The organism is Sphingomonas radiodurans, assembly GCF_020866845.1.
Classification (GTDB): domain Bacteria; phylum Pseudomonadota; class Alphaproteobacteria; order Sphingomonadales; family Sphingomonadaceae; genus Sphingomonas; species Sphingomonas radiodurans.
This window is the reverse complement of record NZ_CP086594.1, coordinates 1,913,628-1,932,945: the sequence shown is the minus strand read 5'-3', so window position 1 is coordinate 1,932,945 and position 19,318 is coordinate 1,913,628. Positions and strand designations below refer to the sequence as shown.

At 62.0% G+C, this 19,318-nt stretch carries 18 protein-coding genes and 1 pseudogene; 8 read left to right on the top strand and 11 right to left on the bottom strand.

Annotated features, from left to right (window positions below; translation table 11 throughout):
- Nucleotides 1-281: 281 nt before the first annotated feature.
- The 4 genes from LLW23_RS09040 to LLW23_RS09025 all read right to left on the bottom strand — a co-directional run bounded on the left by LLW23_RS09040 (nt 282) and on the right by LLW23_RS09025 (nt 7,474).
- On the bottom strand, nt 282-1,316 hold the full coding sequence (locus tag LLW23_RS09040; RefSeq protein ID WP_228944795.1) for a ferritin-like domain-containing protein: 1,035 nt from the start codon (nt 1,314-1,316) through the stop codon (nt 282-284).
- A gap of 12 nt (nt 1,317-1,328) precedes the next feature.
- On the bottom strand, nt 1,329-2,321 hold the full coding sequence (locus LLW23_RS09035) for a ferritin-like domain-containing protein (protein ID WP_228944793.1): 993 nt from the start codon (nt 2,319-2,321) through the stop codon (nt 1,329-1,331).
- 343 nt (nt 2,322-2,664) lie between these two features.
- Complete coding sequence (locus LLW23_RS09030; RefSeq protein ID WP_228944791.1) at nt 2,665-4,308, bottom strand: ShlB/FhaC/HecB family hemolysin secretion/activation protein; 1,644 nt, start codon at nt 4,306-4,308, stop codon at nt 2,665-2,667.
- Between the two features lie 4 nt (nt 4,309-4,312).
- On the bottom strand, nt 4,313-7,474 hold the full coding sequence (locus tag LLW23_RS09025; protein ID WP_228944789.1) for a beta strand repeat-containing protein: 3,162 nt from the start codon (nt 7,472-7,474) through the stop codon (nt 4,313-4,315).
- 323 nt (nt 7,475-7,797) lie between these two features.
- Between LLW23_RS09025 and LLW23_RS09020 the strand changes: the two genes are divergently transcribed.
- Nucleotides 7,798-8,181, top strand: coding sequence for a hypothetical protein (locus LLW23_RS09020; RefSeq protein ID WP_228944785.1), 384 nt, complete (start codon nt 7,798-7,800; stop codon nt 8,179-8,181).
- Nucleotides 8,181-8,417 (top strand): GAF domain-containing protein, encoded by a 237-nt coding sequence (locus LLW23_RS17665; RefSeq protein WP_408641936.1) that lies wholly within the window; start codon nt 8,181-8,183, stop codon nt 8,415-8,417. Before LLW23_RS09020 ends, LLW23_RS17665 begins: the two co-directional genes overlap by 1 nt.
- A 100-nt stretch (nt 8,418-8,517) precedes the next feature.
- Here LLW23_RS17665 and LLW23_RS09015 read toward each other — a convergent pair whose 3' ends face one another.
- Together LLW23_RS09015 and LLW23_RS09010 are read right to left on the bottom strand one after the other, a co-directional pair.
- Nucleotides 8,518-9,240 (bottom strand): hypothetical protein, encoded by a 723-nt coding sequence (locus tag LLW23_RS09015; protein WP_228944783.1) that lies wholly within the window; start codon nt 9,238-9,240, stop codon nt 8,518-8,520.
- 215 nt (nt 9,241-9,455) lie between these two features.
- Nucleotides 9,456-9,686 carry a DUF6471 domain-containing protein gene (locus tag LLW23_RS09010; RefSeq protein WP_228944781.1) on the bottom strand — a complete coding sequence of 77 codons (231 nt, stop codon included), beginning with the start codon at nt 9,684-9,686 and terminating at the stop codon, nt 9,456-9,458.
- A gap of 104 nt (nt 9,687-9,790) precedes the next feature.
- Here LLW23_RS09010 and LLW23_RS09005 point away from each other — a divergent pair.
- Nucleotides 9,791-10,686 (top strand): annotated as a pseudogene (locus tag LLW23_RS09005) (IS1595 family transposase).
- 89 nt (nt 10,687-10,775) lie between these two features.
- Nucleotides 10,776-11,297 carry a Panacea domain-containing protein gene (locus LLW23_RS09000; RefSeq protein ID WP_228944779.1) on the top strand — a complete coding sequence of 174 codons (522 nt, stop codon included), beginning with the start codon at nt 10,776-10,778 and terminating at the stop codon, nt 11,295-11,297.
- Nucleotides 11,298-11,593: 296 nt separating this feature from the next.
- Here LLW23_RS09000 and LLW23_RS08995 read toward each other — a convergent pair whose 3' ends face one another.
- Nucleotides 11,594-12,016, bottom strand: coding sequence for a hypothetical protein (locus LLW23_RS08995; protein WP_228944777.1), 423 nt, complete (start codon nt 12,014-12,016; stop codon nt 11,594-11,596).
- 48 nt (nt 12,017-12,064) lie between these two features.
- Nucleotides 12,065-12,445 (bottom strand): hypothetical protein, encoded by a 381-nt coding sequence (locus tag LLW23_RS17725; RefSeq protein WP_456299975.1) that lies wholly within the window; start codon nt 12,443-12,445, stop codon nt 12,065-12,067.
- A gap of 287 nt (nt 12,446-12,732) precedes the next feature.
- Here LLW23_RS17725 and LLW23_RS08985 point away from each other — a divergent pair, with 287 nt between their 5' ends.
- The 3 genes from LLW23_RS08985 to LLW23_RS08975 are packed head-to-tail and all read left to right on the top strand — an operon-like array spanning nt 12,733 to nt 15,460.
- A complete protein-coding gene (locus LLW23_RS08985) occupies nt 12,733-13,935 on the top strand; it encodes an acyl-CoA dehydrogenase family protein (RefSeq protein ID WP_228944772.1) in 1,203 nt (400 codons plus the stop codon).
- A gap of 10 nt (nt 13,936-13,945) precedes the next feature.
- Nucleotides 13,946-14,314: an EthD domain-containing protein gene (locus LLW23_RS08980; RefSeq protein WP_228944770.1), complete on the top strand. Its 369-nt coding sequence runs from the start codon at nt 13,946-13,948 to the stop codon at nt 14,312-14,314.
- A 42-nt stretch (nt 14,315-14,356) separates the two neighbouring features.
- A complete protein-coding gene (locus LLW23_RS08975; protein WP_228944768.1) occupies nt 14,357-15,460 on the top strand; it encodes an acyl-CoA dehydrogenase family protein in 1,104 nt (367 codons plus the stop codon).
- Nucleotides 15,461-15,805: 345 nt separating this feature from the next.
- Here the strand turns inward: LLW23_RS08975 and LLW23_RS08970 are convergent, their stop codons facing one another.
- The 3 genes from LLW23_RS08970 to LLW23_RS08960 form a co-directional block, all read right to left on the bottom strand.
- A complete protein-coding gene (locus tag LLW23_RS08970) occupies nt 15,806-16,186 on the bottom strand; it encodes a diguanylate cyclase domain-containing protein (RefSeq protein ID WP_228944766.1) in 381 nt (126 codons plus the stop codon).
- Nucleotides 16,183-16,860, bottom strand: a complete 678-nt coding sequence (locus LLW23_RS08965; protein WP_228944764.1) for a hypothetical protein — start codon at nt 16,858-16,860, stop codon at nt 16,183-16,185. The genes LLW23_RS08970 and LLW23_RS08965 overlap by 4 nt, the downstream gene beginning before the upstream one ends.
- 484 nt (nt 16,861-17,344) lie before the next feature.
- Nucleotides 17,345-18,199, bottom strand: a complete 855-nt coding sequence (locus LLW23_RS08960) for an alpha/beta hydrolase (RefSeq protein WP_228944762.1) — start codon at nt 18,197-18,199, stop codon at nt 17,345-17,347.
- 366 nt (nt 18,200-18,565) lie between these two features.
- Between LLW23_RS08960 and LLW23_RS08955 the strand changes: the two genes are divergently transcribed.
- Complete coding sequence (locus LLW23_RS08955) at nt 18,566-18,775, top strand: hypothetical protein (protein ID WP_228944760.1); 210 nt, start codon at nt 18,566-18,568, stop codon at nt 18,773-18,775.
- Nucleotides 18,776-19,318: the final 543 nt, after the last annotated feature.

Below are 19,318 nucleotides of genomic sequence, written 5' to 3'. Positions count from 1 at the left end.
GCTATCATCTTCAAGGGGAGGCTCGGTACGACTGGGAGCACAGCATTGCCGAAATGGTCGCAACACGCTGGTCGATCACGTGCCGCAGCCTTTCCGACCGCGGCCGGCAGCTGATACGTTAGCCGGACAGACAAGCGTCACAGCTTGACGGTGAAATCGTGCAAAGGGTGGCCTTAGAGCGTCTGCGGTCGTACATTGCTGAAACGCCGGATATCGGCGGTTGAACTACGGCCACCGGTTTCATCGGCGCAATCGCGACGCTGACCTGTTATGCTTCGCCACTAAGCGTTGGCAGCGCTCTGCCGAATTGTCCCATTTACGCCCTGTGGGAAGAAGCCGCCGCTCGTTACCGCCGCGCGGCTCTGATAGATAATATTGAGCACTTGCGGCGCGGTGCGCCCCAGCACCCAGCCATTTGCATCGGTAGGCACCAGATTAGCGGCCGATGCCGTGCCGATGTCCTGATCGGTTTCGCCCGGACCATCCAAGCCGTCGCGGGCGTCCGAGATCCGGGAAATGCGCGTGTAGATGCTGGGCATGGTCAAGCCACGCCGCCACAGCTCCGCGCGGATCACACCGTCATGATAACATTCGGTGGCCATGATGCCCGCCGTTGCCTCGAGGTAGGACTTGTTGGTGATTAGCCGGGCGGAACCACGGTAGGCCGTCACGCCCACATCGGTCAGCAGGTACGCACCAATGAGGAAGTTCTCGTCGTTTGCGAACGGATCGAAGATGTCGTTTGCGCCGATGACGCCTGCAGCACGTGCAGCAGCAGTGAAGGCGCCGACGGCGGTCGTCCCTCCGACATCGACGCTGGCGCTGCCGGATAGATTGATCGTCGGCTGTGCCACTGTCGATGAGCCGAGCGTCTGCCGCAGGTAGGAGATGTGCCCGACCTCATCCGCAGCGATCTCGCGAGCGTATTCCCTTACCACCTGATCGGTGAAGTCGACACCACGTGCCGCTCCAGGACCGCTGCCAGTGACCACCGGGCCCTGTGTGCCGGTGCCGGTCAACAGGTTGGAGTCGATGCCCCGTCCTGACACGGCATACGCGTAATAAGCGCCTTCGAGATACTCGAGCTGCAACGCGAAGTTCAGGATGTCCACTTCGCTGACGCCGGTCGTCGGGTTGGGTGTTGGCGACGGCGGCGGGGTGGCACCGTCCCCGTCATCTTCGCCGCAGGCAGACGATAGCGACAACCCGCCCGTCATGGCGGCTACACCACCGCAAAGCCGGACGAAGCGGCGACGTGCCAGGCGCTGCTGCTCGGCTCGTTCCACCAGCTCCAGGAATTCGATTTGATCGCCCATTCCGCGGCTCCTTCAGTTCGCGCCGGAGCGGCGCAGTGCTGGGTTGGCGTTGTTGGTGCCGGCCGGAAAAAAGCCGCCGGCGGTGACCTGGCTGCGCGTCAGATAGACGATGTTGTGAACCTGCTCGGAACTTCGGCTGAACACGATGCCTCGGCCGTTTGTGGGCACGAAGTTCGACGCAGTGCCGTAGATCGAGGTGATCGGCGATATGCCCTGATCAGCGGAGTCGGTGCGTTGCGGTGGCCCGTCCGTTTCCTCGGTGCCGTCTAGATCGTCGCGCGCGTCGGAGATTTTGTCGGCGCTCTCGCGCAAATCCGGAACATCGACTCCGCGGCGGTATAACGCGCTGCGGATGATGCCGGCATGGAATGCCTCTGCCGCCAGCAAGCCAGCGGCGGCATCTACGAAGTCAACATTGCTAAGCAACGGCGAGGCGCCCTTGTAGGCGGTGACGCCGACGTCTTCGAAGATGTAGGCGGCAAGCAAAAAGTTATCGTCGCTCGCGTAAGGGTCGAACACGCCGCCCGATGCACCGAGATCGATTTCCGCCGCTACCGCCGCTGCGGTGAACACGGTCGGCGACAGGTCGATTGTAGGTTGTGCCACTGCAGCAGTGCCAAGCGCCCTACGTAGCGAGGCAACGTGCGCTGCTTCGTCGGCGGCGATCTCGCGGACATACTGGATTACCTGGGGGTCGGTGAGATTCGCCCTGCGGGCACCCGTCACCATGCCTTGCGTCTGCGTACCGGCTAGCTGGTCCCCCGGCAGACCCATGCCGCTGACCGCGTGCGCGTAGAATTGAGCCTCGAGGTACTCGAGGTTAAGCGCGAAGTTCAGAATATCGACGTCGGTTAAAGCGGTCTGGGCTTCCGCCTCCCGAGGAAGCGACACGGCACCGACGCCGACAGCCACTGCGCCCAAGGCACTCTTGAAAAAATCTCGACGTTCTTTTCGTCGGTGACCGCGCACATCCAGCGCCTCCTGGAGTGTTTCGCTCGCCGGCATCCGACCCTCTCCTAAGGCACTGAGGTTCACGGCTAACCGATCGCAGGATCGCAGCCACACGTGCATACGAAGGGGGCGTAGGAAAAGATCCACGCTGAACCCGCTGCTTCAATCGCGTGTGCAGCGTATCGATCATCTATCAATGACTGACTTCGAAACGGAAGAAGGCGTCGGGAACGTCGCGACGAGGCTCGTCACCCACTCAGTTCTCTATCGAGCTCCGGAACAGCACTGAGGTCCACGCGCGCGATTTCATCACTTCGAACCGCTTATGCACAAGAGACGACACGTCTGATGCGTTCATTGATCAAGACGTTCACCAGACCTGTCATATGTGACCCAGTCAGAATGTAAGGTCCGCACGAACGACGAGACGTGGGTGCATTGCCATCGTGCGCGGACCGTTGAGCAACGGGAGTGCCGCTTCCGCAACGAAGCGGATACGGCTACCGATCGCCTGGTCGAAACCTAAGCCGGCCGAACCGATCGCCACTGTGCGACGCGCCGCCCGGTCCCGCGCGTAACTCCAATCCGTGAACGCATAAGCGGCAATCTTCCATTGCCGCGGTCCAAGCGAATTCCGCACGACAATCGCGCTGTCGTACCCGCCATCATCGAGCGTATAGCCACGCGCATAGGCCGATCCCCCGATCCCGATCTGGTCCAGGCCCGGCAGTGTGGCCGCGCTTGCCTGCACGAGCGCTCGCCCGCGCCAATTGAGGATCGCCGCTACTGTCCGCTCGATCGCTATGTCGGCGGTGAGATAGGCATAGGTCGCCGAGCCGGCGCGCGCACGGCCGAAGAACAGCCGATCAGCCTCATTGGCTCGGCCGATGCCGCCGGGGCTGGCATGAACCGCGATATCGGCCGACAGCACGCCCGACGAGATCGGCAGTACGACGCGATATCCCGCCGTCGCGGCGAACGTCGTCGCTTCGACATCGTAAACCGGCAAGCCGCCAAATTGCGCGCCGACGCGCTGGCGGCCCGCTTCGATGCCGAGATGCGCGTCGCCGAGCAATGCCGGCGGCAGTGCGAACCGCACGCCGAGTGCCGCCTCGGTCGTTTCCGACGTCGAGGCGAAGGGGGCAAGCGCCGCTCGCCCTCTGACGTGACCAACCAACACGGACACTTCACGACGTGCGCCGAGCGGCATCGTCATTCGTCCGGCGACACTCCAATAGCGTGGGTGGTCGAACCCGGAGGTCGTTCCTTGCACGGATAGAAGACTGCCCGACCCGAACAGGTCGCCGAGGACGATCCCGGCGAGCACGCGCATGTTCCCGCTCGATGGCGCATCCGAACTAGCGATGCCGGTAAACGCCTGCCACGGGCGGGTCGAGACGACGTTCAGGGTCAGGTCAGTCGTGCCCGGCTCAATGCCGGGGCTGAACAAGGCGCCGACTCGGCGAAACGGATAACGATCGATCCAGCCGAGATCCTGGCGCAGCCGCCGCGCATCGATTCGCTCGCCCGGCAGAAAGCGGACATGCGATGCTGCCACGGCCGCGGTAGCCTCGGTCCGGGCTTGCGCGACGAGCTTGCCGGCGGCGAATTCGACGACGCGGAGTTGGAGTACGCCGGCCGTCAGGTTCTGCGGTGGTGTCGTGACGGATACGAATGGCCGCTCGGCGCGCCGATAGCCGCGCGTGACAATCGCAATCGCATCCGCCAACAGCTTGCGCGACACTGGCCGGCCAAGGAGCGTGGCCAATGTTCGAACGAGCGCCACCTGCCGCGGTGGTGCGACGCCGACCACCCGGATGCCGGTTCCCGATGCCGCTGGCGCCTTCGGGCCGAGCAAGATGATTCCCGTCAGTCGCGGGCCGAGCGGCCGATCGTCGGCTTCAGCAGGTAGTGCCGGCTCAGCCAGCCGCGGTGCGCTCGTCACCGGAGCGGGGGGAAGATGGCGCTCCACCACCTGCGCTGCCGTCGGCGCGGCGAGGCAAATGAGCAGCGCGGCGAGCGCCCGCTTTGCGGCGCGCATCGCTTCAGGGAGTCGGATCGTCCTGTCCGATCAGCGGCCCGACGTTGCTCGTGCCGCTGACAGGGCCGGTCGCGGAAACATCGCCAAGCGTGCCGCCACTCCGCGAGCCGATCAGCCCCCCAACATTGGTACGGCCGCGGACGCTGTTCAGCGCATTGGCATCGAGAATGTCGTCGATCTCGCTTCGCCCGATCAGCCCACCGACATTCTCACCGCTACCGAGCGTGCCGTTGACCGTGCCGCGCGCCACGACGCCGCGCATCGTCGTCGCGAATGAGGTACCGACAAGGCCGCCGACGTTGCCCGCGCCGGTGACTCGTCCTTCGGCAAAGCTGTCGACGACGCCCGACGCGAACAGCGAGCCGACCAAGCCGCCGATGTTCAGGCTGCGCGAGTTGCCGGTGACGGTGCCGGACGCGAAGGAGCCGCTGATCCCGACATTGTCAGCGCTGCCGATCAGTCCGCCGACGTTTGTCTGGCCGCTCACCGCGCCAGTCGCGAAGCTATCGCTGTAGCTGCCGTAGCGCGACCCCGCCGCGCCGATCAGCCCCCCTACCGAGGTGGTGCCACGCACCGCCCCGCTTGCCGATGACGCATCGACCGTCAGACCCGGCGCCGCGCCGACCAATCCGCCGACCGCCTCGAAGCCCTGCACGGCGCCGCTGGCCACGGCGCGCTCGATCGTGCTCGACGATGCGCGGCCGACCAGCCCGCCGACGCCGCTGCCCGATGCGGTGACGCTTCCCGAAGCAGCGACGTCCTGGACGGTCGTGGCATTCATCGATCCGATCAGCCCGCCAAGGCTGTCGCCGCCGGTTACCCGGCCGCTTGCCGTCGATGAAAACACACCGCCATCGTAGCTGACCCCGACCAGCCCACCGCCGTTATAGGCGCTGGCCGATACGGCGCCGCTCGCCGACGAATTCGTCACGCCGGCGTCGAGCTGACGCCCGACCAGCCCGCCAACGTTCTCGATACCCGACACGCGGCCGCTCGCGCGCGAATCGTAAACTCCGCCAGCATAAGCGGCAGCGCCGACGAGGCCGCCGACATCGATCGTCCCGATCACGCGACCGGTCGCGTAGGACGCCGCGATCGACGCGCGGCTGACGCTGCCGACCAGCCCCCCGGTGAGTTGCGCACCCGTAACGTTGCCGGTCGCAAACGAGCGGATGACGGACGTGCCGTAGATGCTCCCGACCAGCCCGCCCACGTCGCTGGAGCCCGGTGCATAGACGTTCCCCGTCGCGCTGCTGTCGACGACTGAACCGAGGTAGACCGATCCGACGAGCCCGCCAATCGTGCCTGACGGCGACGTGCTACGTGCCATGACCGAGGCCGAGCTCGTGGTGCGCGCAATCGAACCGTCACTGATCGCTGCTGCGACCGCGCCAACCAACGATCCGCCGACGACCGATCCGCCGACGAGCGCAAGGTTGCGGATTGATCCGTTCACGTTGCCGAACAAGCCGACCGCATAAGTATCCGGCGCTTCGATGCGCAGCCCGGTGATGCTGTGGCCAAGCCCATCGAAGTCGCCGGCGAACGCCTCCTCGCCTTGCCCGCCGGCAACCGGCCCCGACAGCACGGCGCTGCTCGCGCTGATTGAACGCGCGAGCGCGTAGGAGGCGGTGTGGTCGCTGCCGATCGCGCGAAGATCGGCGAGGTTGTAGATCAGCTTGTATGGTTCGTCGTTCACCAGCAGCGCTGGTGTTGACGCCGCCGTCGGGGCGGCGAAGGTGAGGCTGCGATTGGGCGCGAACGCGATGTTCATGCCGCCGTCGCCGCCTCCCGCCGTCAGGTCGATCGAAGCGTTGCCTCCCACCGTGACGTTCGCGTCGAAGCGCAGGGCATCCTGCGCCGCCAGCGTCAGGCGGTTGTTTCCCGACAGGCTGAACGGCGCCGCGATCGTGATGTCGCCATCCTCGTACGTACCGCCGAAGAAGTCTGCCGCCGTGACGAGCGAAACATTGCTCGTGCGCACGCTTCGGCTGATCGCTGACGCCTTACGGCCGTCGATGACGACGCTGGGCAGGAACAGGTACAGATTGCCGGTATATTCGCCGCCGGTCGTGTCGGCCGTGCCAATGAAGTCGAGCTGAGGCGCGCTCAGCACTACGTCCCCACCCTGTATCCCGCCTCGCGACAAGCCGGTGCCGGCGAAGTTCAGCCGATCGCCGGCGGTGACGTAGATCTGCCCGCCGATGTAGGCGCCCGAAACGTCGAGCGTTGCGCCCTGCGCTACGTTGATCGTGCTGCCCGTCACTTCGACGTAGCCGATGTTCTCGACGCCGGTTGCGGAAAGCGTGGTGGCGCCGACGTTGACGGTGCCGCCTTCGCCCGCCGCCAGGATGATTTGATCACCGACGATCTGCACAGCGTCAGCGCGCGTGATGCCGCTGGTGTTACCGGCGAGGGCGTAGACCGATCCACCCTCGGCGCGCAGCGCGGCGCTGATGGCCCGGATCGTTCCACTGTTCGTCACCGAATCCCCGAGGCCGCCCGCGAGCACGGCGAAGCGACCCCGATCGTACTCGACATCGAACAGCAGTACGCTCGACCCTGCAAGGAGCTCAGCCGATCCGCCCGGTGCGCTGACGCTACCGTCGTTGCGCACTTGCGTCGCGATGAACGCAACGTCGCCGCCGAGTGCGCCGACGCGCCCGAGATTCACGACGGCCCCGCGCGACGGCCCGGTGAACGTACGATCGCCCCGGGCAAGGAATTCCGAGTCATCTACATCAAGCGTCGAAGCGACGAAGCTGCCGCCGACGTCGACCACTCCGCTACGCCCGACGACGATACCCTGCGGGTTGATGAGATAAAGCGAGCCTGATGCACTGAGCGACCCGTCGAGCCGCGACACTGCCGTGCCATCGACGCGGTTGAGGGTCGCGCCGCCGCCGTTGTCGAAATGGACAGCGCCGCCCTTACCGATCGAAAAGTCGTTCCAGGCGACGATCGCCGCGGGCGCAGTCTGGCTGACCGTCATCGTTCCGCCGGCGTTGCGCATGACGGCAATGTCGCCCGCCACGACCCGCTCGCCTGTTGGCAAAACTGGCGTGGATTGCGCCGATCCTTGCTGCGCCGCGAAGAGCGAAAAGCTGCACCCCAGGATGGCGACAACGCGCTGCCTACGAAGCTTGGCATGCTTTGCTGACATCATGCCCATCGCTTTTCTCCTGTATTTTGATTGGCATACTCGCTTGCGGCGTCACCCATCGCCTCAATTGATACAGTCAAGCGCTTGATGCGTTTTATCGGGCAGTGGCAGTCCGCAGCTTTATGGGCACATTTCGCGTCTGCCTCGAACGAGAGTGGGCGGAGCACAAACACTGGCCCGTTTTCGTCGTGAAGTTTTCGTTGGGTAACTAACGTTGATTCAATGCGTTAGCTTTTGGCTTCCCTTGCATTCAATGCCATGGTGGCGACAGGCGTAAAATGGAAAACCGTTTGTCCTTGACGATGTGGCCCTTCGGAGCAGGCGAGATGGCCGCGCGCATCCGTGCCCACGAATGGGCGCAAACGCCACTTGGGCCGCTTGAGCTCTGGCCACACGTTCTGCGCACTACCGTCGACATCATGCTGGCCATGCCCGGCCCTGCGACAGTCTTATGGGGGCCGCAGCACGTCCAGCTCTACAACGACGCCTACATTGCCATTGCAAGGAAGCGTCATCCTTCGTTGCTCGGCCGCCCGGTGGCGGAAGGTTGGCCAGATGTGTACGAAGCGGTGATTTCGCCGCTGCTGGAAGAAGCGCGCGCCGGACGCGCCACACGGCTCACGACCTTTGCCGTCCCGTTGCACGGCGAGGATGGCCCGGAGGAGCGCGTATTCGACACTGACTGGATGAGCGTGACTTCCTCGATCTGATGTCTTCAGATGCAATGCTCGACATGCCGGACCTGACTAGCTCCGAGCAGTTCAGCGTACAGGCAAAGGCGGCCTACGGCGCTTTGGGCATCCGCTCCGCGCTTGGCGCGCCGCTCTTGCGGAATGGACGTCTCGCCGCAGTGCTTCTCGTTGCGGATACTAACGTCCGGCAGTGGGCCAGAGGTGATAAGGAACTGCTAAAAGGCGTTGCGGAGCGTATGCAGGCCGTGCGCTGATCCGGCATTATGTAGCAAACGCACCAAGAACATGACATTTGCGTCACGCTCGATTGCGCTTGCGATCATTTGTGTTGCGTGGAGCTACCCGGCACTGGCGCTAGGTGGAGCTGTTCCCGTAAGGGTGGGCTTCCATGATTTGTTCGTTGAGCCAGGGTCCGGTGCAATACTGGCAGAAGTTGGTCGTGTATTCGGCTCCAAACCCATCTTTGTAGGCTATAGTGCCAAAGACGATCAGCGCTTTGTCTTCAGCAACCACCATCGGCGCGTATTTGTAAAACTCAACCGCCAGAGCAGGGTGATAGACTTCCTGAGTTGGAGCCATTTCCATTCCCGGCCTGTCGAAAGCTGGGATATCCGGCAGTTGCTCAGCCAGCGGATAGGGTCCGTAACAGGCCCCAATTTGGAATCGACACTCTCGTGCTGGCGTAGACCCGAAATTCCTGATGGTCACCCATATCCTGACAACGTTGGGGTCGGGCGGATTCTTATCGAACTGGAACTCTGTGGCATAAACATAGGGCCGGAGTCGCGCCTTAGATGTTTGCTCGGCGACACGCACATGCTCGATTGCGGCGTGGGCGTTAAGCGCGGCGATCCTAAGGGCCTCTTGCGTGTCTCCGCCCGCTTTATGAGATTCACGCCGCGCGCGCTTCTCAACGAGCAACGTGATGCGGTTGCCTCGCCTAGCTTCGCCGAGGGAGCCTTGGGTTTGCCAGATAGTCCAAATCAGTCCGCACAATCCAGCAAAGCTCAAGAACGTTGCGAAAACCGACCAAGTAGTGGCTCGCCGAGCCTCATGCGCTGCTTTCTCAGCAGCCAAGGCGGCGCGCCACTGGGCGCACAAATCGGCGGCATCCTTGTCACTGGCGCTATAGCAGGGGTCGGGATCATAGCCTGGATAGGGCGTGAATTTGGGGGTTTGGCTAGCGGAAGGGGTTGGCGTTGGCGTCGCGGGAGATTGCGCCGCTGGGCCGGGTTGCTCAGTGCTTTGGGAGCCTGCAGCCTGCTTGGCTGGTGGTTGAGCGCCACATAAGACTAGCCATCCGACAGCCGCAAGGATGATGCACCGATAGCCTCTAGGCATTGCAACAAGAACACCGCTGTAAATTTACCCCGCGCCAGCTTGTTCCTGATGTTCGGCTCCGAGTCCATCACGCCTATGTCAGCGAGCTTCCCGACAAGCTGGGCATAGGTGACGTTGCGGCGCTTCAGCTCCGCCTTCAGCAGCGACTTCGCCTGATCTTCCCAGTCTTTCGCGGATTTCACTTGTCGCTCCTATGATGCGTTATGCCATCATACGCAATGCAAATGCCGTTGACAACGATACGTATTGCCATCATATGTAGTGCATAAGCACTGGATACGATGACATGCAGCACTTCCTTCTCTCCGCCAAAGCCCGCACGTTGAGCCTCACGGCCGTGTTTCGGATGGGTGAGGATGCCGCTTACGAGTGCTTGACGGCGAGGCGGTCTGCCCCTGTTGCGGCTGCGTCGAGACGTACAACATCACGTCGCGCCGTCGCTTCAAGTGCGTCGCTTGTCACCACCAGTTCAGCGTCACCAGCGGCACGATCTTCGCCAGCCGCAAGCTGTCCTACACCGACCTACTCGCCGCGATCGTGATCTTCGTGAACGGCGCTAAGGGCGTGTCGGCGCTTCAAGTGAGCCGCGATCTGGACGTGCAGTACAAGACTGCCTTCGTGCTGTCTCACAAGCTGCGTGAGGCGATGGCGCTTCAGCTTCGCGACCGCGAGCTTGACGGCGTTGTCGAGATCGATGGCGCGTACTTTGGCGGTTACGTGAAGCCCGAGAACGAGAAGGCTGACCGCAAGGATCGCCGCCTTCGCCTCAATCAGAACGGCAAGCGCCAGTGCGTCGTCATCATGCGTGAGCGCGGCGGGAAGTCACTTCCGTTCGTAGTTCGCAACGAAGGCGATGCCGTCCCGTTCGTGCGCGATCACGTTGGCACGCTCGCAACGATCCACGCCGACGAAGGCACCGGCTGGGATGCGCTGCACGCGGGCTGGGATACGAAGCGCGTCAATCACTCGGTTCAGTTCATGGACAAGGGCGCCTGCACCAATCAGGCGGAAAGCTACTTCTCGCGCCTTCGCCGCATGGAAGTCGGTACGCACCACCACATCGCCGGGCCGTATCTCAACGCCTACGCTGGCGAGGCTTCATGGCGCGAAGATTACCGCCGCGTCGATAACGGCGCACAGGCCGCGATGATTACGCGTGCTACGATGGTGTCGCCGGTATAACGCCGCTGGGCAGGGTACTGGCAGCGGGGGTGAGCATTGCATCCCTCTACGGAACGTACTAGATTCGTTCCCACGACGGGAACAGTACAATGCCAGCTACCACAGCCATCGCGGCGGCTAACCAGTTCCTGAAATTTGCTCAGGCTGAGCCGCAGTTTGCCTTTGATCAGATGAAGCTCCAAAAGCTTCTTTTCTACACTCATGCGTGGCATCTAGCTTATGATCGCGGTCCGCTTTTTGAAAATGACTTTGAGGCTTGGCCTTGGGGGCCGGTGATCCGCGATGTCTATATGCAGACAAAGGATGCCGGGCGTAATCGCGTCTGCAACTATCTAACTGAAGTGCGGTGGGATCGGCCGGGCGGTCCTATCTCGGGCGCGCCTGACGGCGTGGACGATCCAGAAACACGTGAATTCCTAAAATCCGTCTGGGACACGATGAAGGCTTACACCGGCATACAGCTTTCCAATTCAACGCACGCTCCTGGCGAACCTTGGACGCTTGTAGCACAAGCATTGGGGACCAGTGGCAAGCCTATGATCTCTAACACGCTTATTCGCGACGTGTTCAAGGCTAAGTTGGGGGCACAACCTGCGAATCCCACCGCCTGAGAACACGCCGACAGACCCCGATCGCGCGACACAGCTCGGTTTGCCCGATCACACGGGGCCGGACCGTGCCGATGGACGCGTCTTTCGTCTGAATCTTGGAATAGTGAAGTTTGGAACTGACAACACTACTCAAGCGATTGCAATGATATTGAGCTTTGTCATTCTCGCGTTGCTTATGCTCCTACTATTTACCGCGCCAGAAAATACGCAAACTAACGATGTAATCGCGGCGCTAAAAAACACTCTACTCATAACGGTAGGCGTCGCAGTTGGGAACGGGCTACCAAAAAAGCAGATTAACGCACCACTTCCCATAGCTGCCAGAACCCCGCCTCGCCCTCCTGCGAGCGCGCCACACCCTTTTCCCGCTGCGTCCTAAGCGCACAAGCCACACGCCTTGCCATGCTGTTCAGCGTCGCCGTGTCAGCTTGTAAGCCGCGCTCCACAACCATCCGCTCCGCTATCTCTCGCGTCGTCATAGGCGCGCGTGCGGTGCGGAGGATCGACAACACCATGCGCGTCATCTCGCCACGCTTGGACCAGTCGGCGGGCGGGCGGACCACCTTGGACTTGATGGCTTCCACCGCCATCTCTGGCGCGATGATGCGGAGCATCGCGTCGATATGCTCTGGGTCCGCTGCCAGCGAGCGGAGCCGTTCGTGCGTGCGCTCGATCTCGCCCGCCAGCTCGGCCTGCTTCTTCGCAAGCCCCTCTACCATGTAGTTTGTCATACGGTTGCATACCGCATCACAGGAGATTACATCTATCTACATGCTGGTGCATTTGCTACATAATGCCGCCCTGATCGTTTGCTCATGATGCGAGCAAACCACCTGCCATGCTAAACCTACTTGCACTTGCGGGATTGAGAGGGAGTTCAGAACATGCAGCAGATTGGAATGCCGGTCGATGGGGTCGGCACGCTGATCCGGGATGGTGGCGCTTTCTACCTTCGCCGGGATATGGGCGGCAGATACCTGCTCGAACTTCATCGCACGCCAGTTGATCTTGTCGAGAAGCGCGTTCGGCTGCGCGGGACCCTCGTTGCGCCGGATCTTGTCAACGCAGATGGTGTTGCGCCGGCCTGAGCAGCTTCTCGCGGTGCGGCGAGCTAAGGTCGCGACTTTCCGGAATGCCGAACGGACCATCGGGCGCTGTTTGCACGTGATCAGCTAGGATTGCGCCAGCCGCAATCGCTTAAGGCTGCTCGCCAAAATGGTCGACCCGATCGAGAACCAACAGCGCGGGTGCTACACCTGTCTGAGCAAGGAAAGCTTACCGGAAAATCCGTGCAGCACGAAACGGCCGCCGAGAGGCTCAAACTCAAGCATGCCTCCGGCCTGTCTAAAGTGTGGGGATATCGTCCTGACGACAGACAGGGTCGTTCAAAAAGATGATGGTTGACGTCGAGGCTATCGCTGGGTGACCCTTCTGCATGGATATGTCGCTCTCCCCCGCCGAGGAGGCATTCGCCGCCGACGTTCGCCGCTTCTTCGCAGAGGATTACCCCAAGGACGTCCTTGCGCTGCTGCGAGATGGGCAAAAGCTGACACGCGACGACCATGTCCGTTCGCAGCAGGCGCTCAACGCCAAGGGCTGGCTCGGCGTTGGATGGCCGGCCGAGCATGGCGGCACGGGCTGGACGCCGGTGCAGCGCTACTTGTTTGAACAAGAGCTAGAGCTAGCCGGCGCGCCGTCGATCATCCCTATGGCTGTGGTCTACATCGGCCCGATCATCTGCGCCTTCGGCACACCCGAGCAGCAGGCGCACTGGCTACCCGACATCCTGAGTTCACGCGCGATGTGGGCGCAAGGATATTCAGAACCTGAGTCCGGATCGGACCTCGCCTCACTACGGATGAGCGCGGTACGCGACGGTGACGACTATATTCTCGACGGCGCAAAGATCTGGACCTCGGGTGCGCATTGGGCGGACTATATCTTCTGCCTGGTGCGAACGGAGAAGTGCGAGCGCAAGCAGGACGGCATTTCGATGATCTGTGCCGACATGCGTACGCCGGGCATCACCGTCCATCCAATCATCTCGATCGACGGCTCACACGAGTTGAACCGCGTCGAGTTCGACCAAGTGCGCGTGCCCGCGGCGAACATGATCGGTGAGCCGGGCAAAGGATGGCATTATGCCAATGTGCTGCTCGCCGCCGAGCGTGTGTCCTATGCGCATATCGGCCGCAAACGCGCCGACTTGGCCGAGCTCCGCCGAGTGGCAGCAACAATACCAGGCGCGTTCATGGCGACGATGGCTGACGAGCCGCTTTTCGCCCGGCGCGTTGCGCTAGCGGAAATGCGTCTTTCCGCAGTCGAGGTGTCAGTCTTGCGCGTATTGTGCGGCAAGGCGGCACCGGCGGCCGTCTCCGCGCTGAAGATCGCCTGCACCGAGCTGGCGCAGGAAATCACCGAATTGTGGGTCGAACTGGCCGGTGGCGATCGCGCGGCGGTGGCCGATCGAACGCAGGCCGACTGGCGATCGACAATCCCGGACGTGGCGCCGTTCGCGGTGCCGCGTACTGCCTCATACCTCTTCGAGCGTGCGCAGACGATTTATGGCGGCGCGACCGAGATCCAGAAGAACATCGTCTGGCGCGCGCTCGACCGGGCAAATGCAGCGCTGTCGTGAGGGTATTGGCATGATCAAGCTTGTCTTCTGCCTGCGCCGACGCCCTGACATGAGCCGCGAGGCGTTCCAGGCCTATTGGCGCGATCATCACGCACCGCTCGTGGCGCAAGTCGCGCCTTTGCTGCGCATCCGCCAATACGTCCAGAGCCACAGCTTTGACGATCCGCGGCTTGCGGCGGCACCCGACGTACGCGGCGCGATCGTGGCGCCGTACGACGGCGTCGCCGAACTGCATTGGGACACGATCGAAGACGTGACAGTGGCTGGTGGCACCAAGGAGGGGCGAGACGCCGGCCGGCGATTGCTCGAAGACGAGCGCAAGTTCATCGACTTGCCCAATTCGCCGTTGTTCTGGGTACGCGAACATCACGTCATCTGACCCGGAGCGAAGTGTCAGAGGCGTAAAAGGAGAGGTTGCGGTTTGGATTTTACCTTCACGCCCGAGCAGGAGCAGTTGCGCGCGTCCGTTGCGGGCTATCTCCGCGACCGTCACGATTTTGCGACGCGTCAGGCAGTGGTGGCATCAGCCTCCGGGCGAAACGAGCCGCTATGGCGCGACTTCGCCGATCTGCTGGGTCTGCTGAGCCTCACTGGAGCAGACGGAGCGCCCGATCCGTTCGATATCCTCGTTGTCATGCAGGAACTCGGCGCCGCGTTGGTGGGTGAGCCCTTCCTGGAAACGGTAGTGACCGCTGGCGCTCTACTACAGGCGAGCGACGGCGAACGGGCGCGCGAACTGCTGGAGGGAATAGCGGCAGGCACGCAGATCGTCGCCTTCGCCGGTAGCGAGCCCGGGACGCGTCTCTGCTGGCGGCCCAGCGCAACCCGCGTTGAGTCCGACGGCGATGGCTGGCGGATAAGCGGCGTAAAATCGATGGTGGGGGCGGCACCTTGGGCGACGACGCTGCTGGTGAGTGCGGCGACGCCGACTGGCACATCGTTATTTGCGATTGCGCCCGACACCGCGGGCGCAACACTTCATCCATATCGCACGATCGACGGGCGCAGAGCTGCCGACCTGCGGCTCGCCGGCGTCCGTGTTGGGGCGCGGGATCTCATTGGTAGCGAGGGCGGGGCATTGCATGCGATCGATGCGGCCCTCGACGCGACCATCGCCGCACTGTGCGCTGAAGCGCTAGGCGTCATGCGCCGTATCCTCGACAACACGATCGCCTACACGCGCGCGCGCCGCCAGTTCGGCCAATCTGTCGCCGGCTTCCAGGCGTTGCAGCACCGAATGGTCGAGATGTTCATGAAGATCGAGATGGCGACGTCTGCCACTTACTTGGCGACGATGAAACTGGGTGCGCCAGCCAGCGAACGGGCGATGACCGTGTCCAGTGCCAAAGTCCTGGTTGGCGAGGCTTGTCGCTTCGTTGGGCAAAGCGGCGTGCAATTGCACGGCGGCATGGGCATGACGGAGGAGCTAGCGGTTGGGCACTATTTCAAGCGTGCTACGGTGATAGAGGGTCTGCTCGGCACAAGCGATGATCATCTCGCGCGTTACATGGCGCTGGTCGAGTAGCGGCTCCATTCGTCGCGTTGCGAACGGCGAGCTACCGGTGCGGCGACAGCCTCGGCGTGAAGATGTTCTGCAGCATTTTTCTCGCTGCCGCAGTTCAGGTTGGATGCGTCCGCAGTGGCAGAGCATTGGGACCACGGTTTCTGGCAATGGGCATCATGCCCATGTTACGCCGCCGGCCTTCAATCGGCGCGCATAAAGCGCGGGAATACGAACGCCGCTCGCTCAGACTTGATCTTAAAAGCGGTGACCCGGCCGACAAGGAGGCTTGCGGTGCTGACGAGTGTTGAGCAGCAGGCGGTGCTGATCCTTCAAGATCCGTGACCTGCTGATGCGACAGCGAACCGCTTAGCTCGCCAGCCGCAGCGCAGACGCATCCTGGGCAAAACGGAACATGCCCCGGCCGCTTCGTTTCGCTTCATAAAGCGCAACATCTGCACGCGCCATTAGATCATCCAACTCCACAGATGTCTCGGAAAGCACAATGCCGATCGATGCACCGACCCGTACCGCCTCAGGGCCAAGGGCAAAGGGCTCGGACACGCACGCCGTTAACCGTCGCGCCATCTCTGTCACTTCGCTTTGGTGCCGGACCCTAGAAAGGATCACGATAAACTCGTCGCCTCCAATTCGGAACACAGCCTCATCAGGGCCGAGGCAGGCGCATAATCGGGCGGCGACCTGGCCCAACAAGGCGTCTCCAAGCTGATGACCGTGCAGGTCATTCACCGGCTTGAATCCGTCAAGATCGAGATAGACAGGGCCATTGGTCGCACTGGGCCCCGAAACAACGTGTCAAAATGTTCGCGCAGAGCCAAACGATTGTTCAGCCCGGTGAGCGGATCACGACGCGCAAACTGCATCAGGTCTCGCTGCGACACCAACTGATCGAGCGTTGTTTGGTATAGATGCCTAGTCAGCTGCACCGATGCCATGAACAGAACGATCGCGATTGTGGCCAACGCTAGCAAGGTAAAGGTAGGATCAAGTCGCGTCCCGTGATCAAGGAATGACATCAATCCAATAATTGTCGGGACCAGCGCCAGCATTATGCTCGGCAGGCACACAATCGGCCGTATCGCCGTCCGCAAAATCAGGGAGAAGACGTAGCAGCACAGCCCGCACACGACGAGCAGCGTCAGCGCCGGATCGCGGTAGGACAACACGTGCAGGTTGGTGATGCCTAGGAGAAGGCTGGTGATGCAACTACCCAAGCCATAGCCAAGCTCCCGGCGACGCGCTGACAACAGATCGCGCGGATGCGGGCCGCCGGTTTGTCGCATACGTTGCATCGCGATCAGGCGAGCCGCCGACACGAGGGCGGTCATTAGGAGAAGAACTGCCGGTACCAAATCGCGGTTGAGTGCCGCTTGCGCACCTGTTCCGCAGGCGATCGCACCCACCAGCCCTATCCCGCGCCACCGCTCAGCAGTTTCGATGTCAGTTCGACCTCGATTGCCGCTGGCGCCGGTGGAAAAAGCCGTCGAAGAAGGCTCAACGTGCCGTCCTTGTGTGGGCTTGATGAAGCTGCGACCCTAAGGTCTGCGCATTGAGATTTCATTAAGTTTGCTCAGTGCGCTTCGGTGCAGAAGCCGAACAACAGCCAGACAGTACGACCCAATTACGGACATTCGGCACCGCTTTCCGGCGGCTTAACTCCTCCCGTTCATTCATGTTCATATTCGAGGCGATCTGCGGCATGCTACCCGAGCGGTTGCGAACGTCCCAGTGAGACGAGCGACATTCGTTTGCTCACGATGCGCGGACCAAGGTCACAGCTCCCGTCGTCGACCGCGCTATTCATACTTACACAATAAACGCCAGGTATCCGTCCTGCTGCCCGATCCGGCTGATTGTCGGCTGAGCTGGTAGTCGAGCTAGTACACTTCAATCGACCTTTCGTACAAAGTTCACAATGTCCTTGAGCACCGGCTGCCGGCCTCTGAATGGACGCGCCAGGGCCAGCAGCAAGCCAACGTGACCGGTTTGTGAGTAGGATTGCAAATCCACCGAAACGCCACCGTCGCGCAATTTCGCGCCGAGCGCCTCGCTGTTGCGTGGGCGAACGGTAGTGTCATCGGCTCCGACGAGCAGCAGTGCGGGCGGATCGCCGGCACCTGCCCATATCACAGGCTGGGTTTCGTTGGGCCGGGGCCATGCACCAAACGCGGCGCGGCTGGCTTCGACATCGAACGGTGCGAAGTCATATGGCCCCGCAAGGCCGACGAACCCTCTGACCGCCCTCCGATCCTCCTTCAGCCAACGATCGTCCACCGCTAGCATCGCGGCGATATAAGCGCCCGCCGAATGGCCCATTAGTACGATCCGCGCTGGGTCCCCGCCGAAGTCTGCGACATGCGCCTTGGCCCATCGCACGGCCGCTGCTCCATCTTCGATGAATGCGGGGTAGCGAACCGCCGGAACGAGCCGATAATCCGGTATGACAACGAGGAAGCCCTGTGCCGCTAGCGCTCGTCCAACAAAGGCATAGCCCGATCGCGTTCCGCTATTCCAGCTGCCGCCGTAGAAAAACACAATGACAGGTCGCCCGCCGATTTGATCGGAATGAGGCGCGTAAACGTCCAGCATCTGCCGGGGCTCGCTGCCGTAAGCTACCGCCGATGCGACCTTCGCGGTACCTCGGTCCTTCGGCACCAAGGTGTCGAACATTCCAAGCGGCGAGCAGCCGGCGGTCAAAAGGCTAGCGACGACCACCACGCGAGCGAAGATGGCGTTTGGCATTCTGTTCAACGTCCTAATCGGGCCCCGGACACACGCATTCGACCATTGCAGTCGTTTTACTCGTTGGCAAACAAGGGCTCCGTCGTAACTGCCGAGCAAAGCTGGTGGGTCCGATCGCCCCGTTTATAGCATAGGAGCGGGATCATCGTATGAGAGGTGGTCCTCAGGATCTCGCGATATTAACGTCGGAGCCCGATCCCGACACTGCGGCGCTACAGATGCGTACACCCTTTTTGACTTTGGGGAGCAGGGCTGTGCATGGAAACGCGAACGGGGACGGGCGCCATCCGTTCGCGCTGCCGCTTCAAGGCAGTAGCTTGAGACACAATCTCGCGTGCCAATACCCTTTTCTGCAAGGAACTGAGCATGTCACGAGAAGCCGTCCGCCCCTATCTGGTCGTCAAGAACGAAGACGGCGACTACCGCGTCACCGTCCGCACTACTCGCTACAATTCGCAAGGATATCCCTTAGTTTCGGCTGATCTGCTCGACGAAAAGTTTGCCACGCAAAAGGCCGCCAAGCTGTTCGTAAGTGAGACTTACCGAGCGGAACGCGGCGAGATCGCGATCAAATAACCAATGCCGCAACCTACATCCAACACGCGCTGGCCCGGTTCAAGCGCAAGCAGGAGCGAGCCACCAAGGCCGCTGCGGCCGCGGCCGGCAAGGCCGAAAAGATTGCCGCCAAGGCCGCTGAGCTTGCCCGAGTGGCGACGGCGGAAGCATTAAAGGCCGCTCGCCTCAAGCCTGCCAGTCCGGAGGAAATGAAAGCAGCACGCGACGCCCGTTATGCCGCCCGCAAAGCGCGAAAGTAGCCTCTAACGGCGACGGCGCCTGGATCTGCTAGTCGCTTCCCTCATCGGGATCTTTGTCGCGACCTGCCTTGGTGAGCTTTTCAGCCTTGTGTGGATCGTCATTATCGACGCTGCTCTCGCCGCCCATCTCGATAGTTTAGTCAGTTGGACGATCCTTCTGGTCGCCCATGTCGGTGTCGATCTGATCCGGCATCTCAGTTCCTCAGGTTTGCGCGCAAAGTACGCGATATCAACAACGCACGACGGATCGAATAGTCCGCCGGGAAGCGCTCACGCATAATCAATGCGAGGGTCAAAGCCGCCA

Coding starts and splice junctions, on each gene's coding strand:
- LLW23_RS08995 (WP_228944777.1), bottom strand. CDS start 12,016: ATGGTAGAGGGGCTTGCGAAGAAGCAGGCCGAGCTGGCGGGCGAGATC.
- LLW23_RS09025 (WP_228944789.1), bottom strand. CDS start 7,474: ATGATGTCAGCAAAGCATGCCAAGCTTCGTAGGCAGCGCGTTGTCGCC.
- LLW23_RS09040 (WP_228944795.1), bottom strand. CDS start 1,316: ATGGGCGATCAAATCGAATTCCTGGAGCTGGTGGAACGAGCCGAGCAG.
- LLW23_RS08960 (WP_228944762.1), bottom strand. CDS start 18,199: ATGCCAAACGCCATCTTCGCTCGCGTGGTGGTCGTCGCTAGCCTTTTG.
- LLW23_RS08985 (WP_228944772.1), top strand. CDS start 12,733: ATGGATATGTCGCTCTCCCCCGCCGAGGAGGCATTCGCCGCCGACGTT.
- LLW23_RS17665 (WP_408641936.1), top strand. CDS start 8,181: ATGTCTTCAGATGCAATGCTCGACATGCCGGACCTGACTAGCTCCGAG.
- LLW23_RS09030 (WP_228944791.1), bottom strand. CDS start 4,308: ATGCGCGCCGCAAAGCGGGCGCTCGCCGCGCTGCTCATTTGCCTCGCC.
- LLW23_RS09035 (WP_228944793.1), bottom strand. CDS start 2,321: ATGCCGGCGAGCGAAACACTCCAGGAGGCGCTGGATGTGCGCGGTCAC.
- LLW23_RS08955 (WP_228944760.1), top strand. CDS start 18,566: ATGTCACGAGAAGCCGTCCGCCCCTATCTGGTCGTCAAGAACGAAGAC.
- LLW23_RS08980 (WP_228944770.1), top strand. CDS start 13,946: ATGATCAAGCTTGTCTTCTGCCTGCGCCGACGCCCTGACATGAGCCGC.
- LLW23_RS09020 (WP_228944785.1), top strand. CDS start 7,798: ATGGCCGCGCGCATCCGTGCCCACGAATGGGCGCAAACGCCACTTGGG.
- LLW23_RS17725 (WP_456299975.1), bottom strand. CDS start 12,445: ATGGTCCGTTCGGCATTCCGGAAAGTCGCGACCTTAGCTCGCCGCACC.
- LLW23_RS09000 (WP_228944779.1), top strand. CDS start 10,776: ATGCCAGCTACCACAGCCATCGCGGCGGCTAACCAGTTCCTGAAATTT.